The 5,808-nt window shown below is 40.1% G+C and carries 8 protein-coding genes; all 8 read right to left on the bottom strand.

What is annotated here, in order from left to right; all coding sequences use genetic code 11:
• Positions 1 to 18 precede the first annotated feature (18 nt).
• Positions 19 to 282, bottom strand: coding sequence for a SemiSWEET family transporter (locus RYP29_RS07965; RefSeq protein WP_004696474.1), 264 nt, complete (start codon positions 280 to 282; stop codon positions 19 to 21).
• 240 nt (positions 283 to 522) lie between these two features.
• A complete protein-coding gene (locus RYP29_RS07960; RefSeq protein WP_301834677.1) occupies positions 523 to 1,821 on the bottom strand; it encodes an SLC13 family permease in 1,299 nt (432 codons plus the stop codon).
• A gap of 39 nt (positions 1,822 to 1,860) precedes the next feature.
• Complete coding sequence (locus RYP29_RS07955) at positions 1,861 to 2,118, bottom strand: hypothetical protein (protein ID WP_016475812.1); 258 nt, start codon at positions 2,116 to 2,118, stop codon at positions 1,861 to 1,863.
• 197 nt (positions 2,119 to 2,315) lie between these two features.
• Complete coding sequence (locus RYP29_RS07950) at positions 2,316 to 3,437, bottom strand: sodium ion-translocating decarboxylase subunit beta (protein WP_311532981.1); 1,122 nt, start codon at positions 3,435 to 3,437, stop codon at positions 2,316 to 2,318.
• A 73-nt stretch (positions 3,438 to 3,510) separates the two neighbouring features.
• Complete coding sequence (locus RYP29_RS07945) at positions 3,511 to 3,894, bottom strand: biotin/lipoyl-containing protein (RefSeq protein WP_005377346.1); 384 nt, start codon at positions 3,892 to 3,894, stop codon at positions 3,511 to 3,513.
• Positions 3,895 to 3,990: 96 nt separating this feature from the next.
• A complete protein-coding gene (locus tag RYP29_RS07940; protein ID WP_005377348.1) occupies positions 3,991 to 4,158 on the bottom strand; it encodes a hypothetical protein in 168 nt (55 codons plus the stop codon).
• Between the two features lie 23 nt (positions 4,159 to 4,181).
• Positions 4,182 to 4,526: an OadG family protein gene (locus RYP29_RS07935; RefSeq protein WP_009661566.1), complete on the bottom strand. Its 345-nt coding sequence runs from the start codon at positions 4,524 to 4,526 to the stop codon at positions 4,182 to 4,184.
• Between the two features lie 73 nt (positions 4,527 to 4,599).
• A partial coding sequence (locus RYP29_RS07930) for a carboxyl transferase domain-containing protein (protein ID WP_311532980.1) occupies positions 4,600 to 5,808 on the bottom strand: 1,209 nt, incomplete at its 5' end.

The raw sequence follows: 5,808 nt of genomic DNA, 5'->3' as shown, positions 1-5,808 counted from the left end.
ATTTTTTTCTTATAGCACTTAGAAAGATGTTAAGAATGTTAGTGTACCTAAAATAACGCCTGCAAGGTTTGGTACGATTAAAATATAATCACGTTTAGGTGATTTTGTCCAACCATATAATACCCAGATCAAACAGGATACTGCTGCAAATAATGGTTGCCATGGTTGACTAGGTTGACCATGAAGATTAGCAATTATTTGTGGGATATAGGCTAAAAATACAAATACACCAATAAATGCACCAATAGAACCAACTAACATGTTAAATCTTTCTTTTGTCATAGATGACCTCCATATTCACCATTACATTATTATATCTTACACAATATACTATATCATATTTTTTTCGATGTAGTCAATTGTGTAAAATTAATCATGCAAATTAGTTTAATTCATATTGCTTTTGATTACACTTATATGTAATCTATATTAAAATCATATAGGCTAAAATCATAAAAAACGAGGCCGAATCTTACGATTCGACCTCGTGTGTGCTTGTATAGTAGAGTAACCTATTCCCTATTATTTACCAGGGAAGAATGGCCATACCATTGGGATAATAATTAAGCTTACTACGAAGCAAACTAAAATCAATGGAACGCCGGCTTTTACATAATCAGTAAATTTGTATTGACCAGGGCCAAGTACTAATGTATTTGGAGGTGTACCTACAGGTGTACCGAATGCACAAGATGCAGCAACGCCGATAGCCATCAATACAGCATGAGGGTCAGCGCCCATACCTTGAGCAATGGAGATACCGATAGGAGCCAACAATGCACAAGATGCTGTGTTAGACATAAATTGAGTCATAACACAAGACAATGCGAATAATACTGCTGTTGCAAAGTAAGGGCTAGGATCGGAACCCATAATACCGATTACTGCATTAGCAATCATTTTGCCCGCACCAGATTGATCAAGTGCAGTGGCAACTGGCATCATACCAGCAAATAAGAAGATTGTTACCCAGTCAATGGATGTATAAGCTTGTTTTTCGTTCAAGCAACCAGTCAATACGCAAAGCATTGCGCCAATAACTGCAACCATGCTCAATGGTAAGTTAATACCATAATCTTTTAGGAAGTCACCTAAAATCATAGCGATGATTACACCTAAAAGAATAAGACCAGAGTATAATTGTTTCTTAGGATCGTTAGAAATATCTTCAGCAGCTACTTCTTGTTCAACGTCGCCAGCATCTTGAATTTCATGCTTAGGTAATAAATGTTTACCAATAAGCATCATGAATGCGATAGTTGCGACAGTTAAAGGAATACCGATCCAGGCAAATTCGAAGAAACCAAATGGTTGTTCACCAAATTTAGTCAATGTACCGCTTACAATAATGTTTGGTGGTGTACCAACCATTGTAATGATACCACCGATACCTGCAGCAAATGCTAAAGGCATCAATTGGCGAGATGCAGGAATCTTAGCAACAGCACAGATACCAACAACTACAGGAAGTAACGCAGCTGTAGTACCAGTGTTAGATAAGAATGCGGACATAGTTGCTGTAACAACCATGATGGCAAGCATCAAACCGTTTTCACTAGTGCCTGCATGGGAAACTACGGTTTCACCAATCTTTTGAGCTAAACCTGTGTAGAATAACGCAGCACCAACAACGAACATGCCGGCGAACAACACAACTGTACTATCAGATAAACCAGAGAATACAACCTTAGGAGTAATAATACCCATAAGGCCAAGGGCAATTGCACCGCCTAAAGAAGTGATAGCTAAAGGAATAATTTCCGTAACGAATAAAACAGCCATGACTGCAAGGACGATTAAGGTTTGTTCTGCAGCACCCATACATCATCATCTCCCTTCAGAGAAATGCACTGATTGTAGTTATATGAGGTATAAAACATAGCCTACGATACTAATAGCACAAGCCATTAAAAATGTAACCCCATATCCCTCTATAGTTTTGGGATAACCAAAAAGTAATGCTTCTCCTAGAAATCCTCGGCGATTAAACCAAGAATATTTAGTTCTTCTTTGGAACCATTGTGATTTGCGTTCAACACCAATAATCAGTGCAGTAACTAAAAAAACAATAAATGCCCATACGAAACAAATCAGTATTTTTAATTCAATTGATAACAAGATGACCACCTCTACTATATTAAAAGCACTAGAAGGTTATTTAGTGAAATTCTTGCTCATCACATAATGACCGATCTGACAAAGCATTTATTGCTAATATACCCCTTTTCTGTATGTTTACATACAATACAAGGGATTTTTTATTCACCAATAGGTGTACCCTAAAAGGCACACCTTGGTGAATAATTATTAAACTATTAGTGGTTGGACAACATAGCAAGCATTGTACCTGCTGCTACTGCTGTACCGATAACGCCAGCTACATTTGGACCCATGGCATGCATGAGCAAGAAGTTACCTGGGTTAGCTTTCGCACCTACAACTTGAGATACGCGAGCCGCCATTGGAACCGCGGATACACCAGCAGAACCAATAAGTGGATTTGTTTTACCACCATCAACTAAGTTCATTAATTTACCAAATAATACGCCACCAGCTGTACCACCGATGAATGCAACCAAACCTAAGCAAATGATAAGGAGTGTTTGCATGCTTAAGAAGTGTTCCGCACTCATTGTTAAACCAGTACCAGTCGCTAAGAAGATTGTAACAGTATTGATCAACGCATTTTGAGATGTATCGGACAAACGATCAGTTACGCCAGATTCACGGAATAAGTTACCTAACATCAACATACCTAAAAGGGATGTAATGGAAGGAAGCAATAAGGAAATGAAGATTGTTGCAACGATTGGGAATACGATTTTTTCAAAACGTGTAACATCACGCAATTGTTCCATTACAATTTCACGTTCTTTTTGCGTAGTGAATAATTTCATTACAGGTGGTTGAATCAACGGTACCAAGGACATATAGGAATATGCGGCAACCGCGATAGCACCTAATAAATGAGGAGCTAGTTTAGTAGCCAAGTAGATAGATGTAGGACCGTCTGCACCACCGATAATACCGATAGCTGCAGCTTCTTGAGCTGTGAAGCCGAGCATCATAGCGCCACCTAACGCAACGAATACGCCGATTTGTGCAGCAGCACCTAACAACAATGTTTTAGGATTAGCAATGAGTGGACCAAAGTCAGTCATTGCACCTACACCAAGGAAAATTAAAGGTGGGAAGATTTCTTGGGAGATACCTGCGCTAATAAGTGCCATAACGCCTTCTTCGAAGCCATTACGAGGAATATTAGCAAGTACACAACCAAACGCAATCGGACCCAACAATAATGGTTCAAACTCTTTAGCAAATGCTAAGTACAATAGGATCAAACCTACAAGAATCATAATAGCATTGCCTGTTGTAAATGCGAGGAACCCGCTATCATTTATAACAGATTGTATCGCAACAGCAAAAGCCTCCATATGCGTTCCCCTTTCACAAATATAAAGTTGTTATATGACGCGGCGCAGCCGCGCCATAAGACAACACTTGGTATTAGCCAAGAACAACCATGTCGTCGCCAGTGGATACAGTTTGGTTAGCAGCTACGCGAACTTCTGCAACTACAGCATCATGAGGAGCTGCGATTTCGTTTTGCATTTTCATAGCTTCAAGGATCAACAAAGTTTCGCCTTTTTTAACTGCTTGACCAGCGGATACTGCTACAGATAGGATTTTACCAGGCATTGGAGCTTTTACAGTTTCAGCACCTGCTGGAACTGGAGCTGCTGCTGCAGCTGGAGCTGGAGCTGGTGCAGGAGCTGCTTTAGGAGCTGCTGCTGGTGCTGCTTTAGGAGCTGCTGCAGGAGCTGCAGCTTTTACTTCATTAACTTCTACATCATATGCTGTGCCATTTACTGTAACGTTGAATTTTTTCATCTTAAATTCCTCCAAATGTGTATATCTACACAATAATTAAATTTCATTTACACATATAGTTCTGATAATCCTATCGATTACCTAAAAGCGTTAATCTTATCGATTACCGCGTAAGCGACCTTCCATTTTCCAATTGTAGCTTACGATTGGACGGATATGCGCGATTTGATCAGCGGAATAACCCATTGCCGCTAATGCGCCAACGATAACTGCTACTACATCTTGAGATGGAGCTTTACCGTTAGCTTTTGTAGCATTGCTCATGACAAATGCCTCCTAAAAAAATATTAATTTCTACCGCTTAAACGACCTTCCAAGCGCCATTTAGCACTGGTTGCTGTAGGTCGAATAGATGCAATTTGTTCAGATGAGTACCCCATCGCCACAATGGCACCCACGATAGCTGCTACTACTTCATCCTCATTTTGAGCAGATGCACTTGGTGTAGCCACTGGAGTAGCCGCAGGAGCTGCAACAGGAGCACTTGCCGGTGCTTCTTTTTTCTTTTTCGTAGGGTCAATCAAATGAACGATTGTCATCAAAATGCCTAAAAGAATCAACACAACAAATACAACTGTCATATTAATGGCCATGATTAACCAAGGATTGGTAGTAACTGCTTGTCCTTCCATAATCATTCCCCTTTCTAAAAAATAAATAAAGAAAGGTATCTCCCAAATTCGATGATATGATTACCGAATCGAATTATAATGGAATATTACCATGTTTCTTTGGAGCACGGTTTTCACGTTTACTTGCAAGCATAGCCAACGCGTTGATAACAGCTGGACGAGTTTGTTTTGGTTCGATTACAACATCAACGAAGCCACGTTCTGCAGCTTTGTAAGGAGTTGCGAATTCTTCTACGTATTTAGCTGTTTTAGCGTCTTTATCTTCATCTTTTTTGAAGATAATGTTAGCTGCACCAGCAGGACCCATTACAGCGATTTCGGATGTAGGCCAAGCGTATACTTGATCAGCGCCCAAATCTTGGGAACACATAGCGAGGTAAGAACCACCATATGCTTTACGAGTGATAACAGTAATTTTTGGTACTGTTGCTTCAGAGTAAGCATACAACATTTTAGCACCATGACGAATGATACCGCCCCATTCTTGATTTGTGCCAGGCAAGAAACCAGGAACGTCAACGAAGTTAACGATTGGAATATTGAAAGCATCACAGAAACGGATAAAACGGGAAGATTTGTCAGATGCGTTGATGTCCAAGCAACCAGCCATAACTTTAGGTTGGTTAGCAATGATACCAACAGATTGACCATCAAAACGTGCGAAGCATGTAATGATGTTTGTAGCATAGAATGGTTGTACTTCATAGTATTCGCCATTATCTACAGTAGCTGCGATAACATCTTTCATGTCGTAAGGCATGTTGCTGTTATCAGGTAACAAGCTGTTTAAGCCTTCATCTTCACGAGTTGGGTCATCACCTGTATCTACCAATGGAGCATCTTCCATGTTGTTAGAAGGTAAGAAACCTAACAAGTAGCGGATTTGAGCGATGCAATCATCTTCATTTTCAGCTGCAAAGTGAGCAACACCAGACACAGAGTTGTGAGCCATTGCGCCACCAAGATCTTCAGCTGTTACTTCTTCACCAGTTACAGATTTAATAACTGCAGGACCAGTGATGAACATTTGAGATGTGTTTTTAACCATGTAGATGAAGTCAGTCAATGCTGGAGAATATACAGCACCGCCTGCACATGGACCCATGATTACGGAAATTTGTGGAATAACGCCAGATGCATTTGTATTTTCAAAGAAAATTTTACCGTAACCAGCAAGAGCATCTACAGCTTCTTGAATACGAGCCCCGCCGGAATCATTGATACCAACGATAGGAGCACCCATTTTCATTGCTAAACGTTGTACTTTAACGATTTTAGCAGC

Origin of the sequence: uncultured Veillonella sp. (genome assembly GCF_963534045.1) — a bacterium.
Classification (GTDB): Bacteria; Bacillota; Negativicutes; order Veillonellales; family Veillonellaceae; genus Veillonella.
This window is presented reverse-complemented; position numbering and strand designations above follow the sequence as displayed.

Coding starts and splice junctions, on each gene's coding strand:
- RYP29_RS07950 (WP_311532981.1), bottom strand. CDS start 3,437: ATGGAGGCTTTTGCTGTTGCGATACAATCTGTTATAAATGATAGCGGG.
- RYP29_RS07965 (WP_004696474.1), bottom strand. CDS start 282: ATGACAAAAGAAAGATTTAACATGTTAGTTGGTTCTATTGGTGCATTT.
- RYP29_RS07960 (WP_301834677.1), bottom strand. CDS start 1,821: ATGGGTGCTGCAGAACAAACCTTAATCGTCCTTGCAGTCATGGCTGTT.
- RYP29_RS07940 (WP_005377348.1), bottom strand. CDS start 4,158: ATGAGCAATGCTACAAAAGCTAACGGTAAAGCTCCATCTCAAGATGTA.
- RYP29_RS07935 (WP_009661566.1), bottom strand. CDS start 4,526: ATGGAAGGACAAGCAGTTACTACCAATCCTTGGTTAATCATGGCCATT.
- RYP29_RS07945 (WP_005377346.1), bottom strand. CDS start 3,894: ATGAAAAAATTCAACGTTACAGTAAATGGCACAGCATATGATGTAGAA.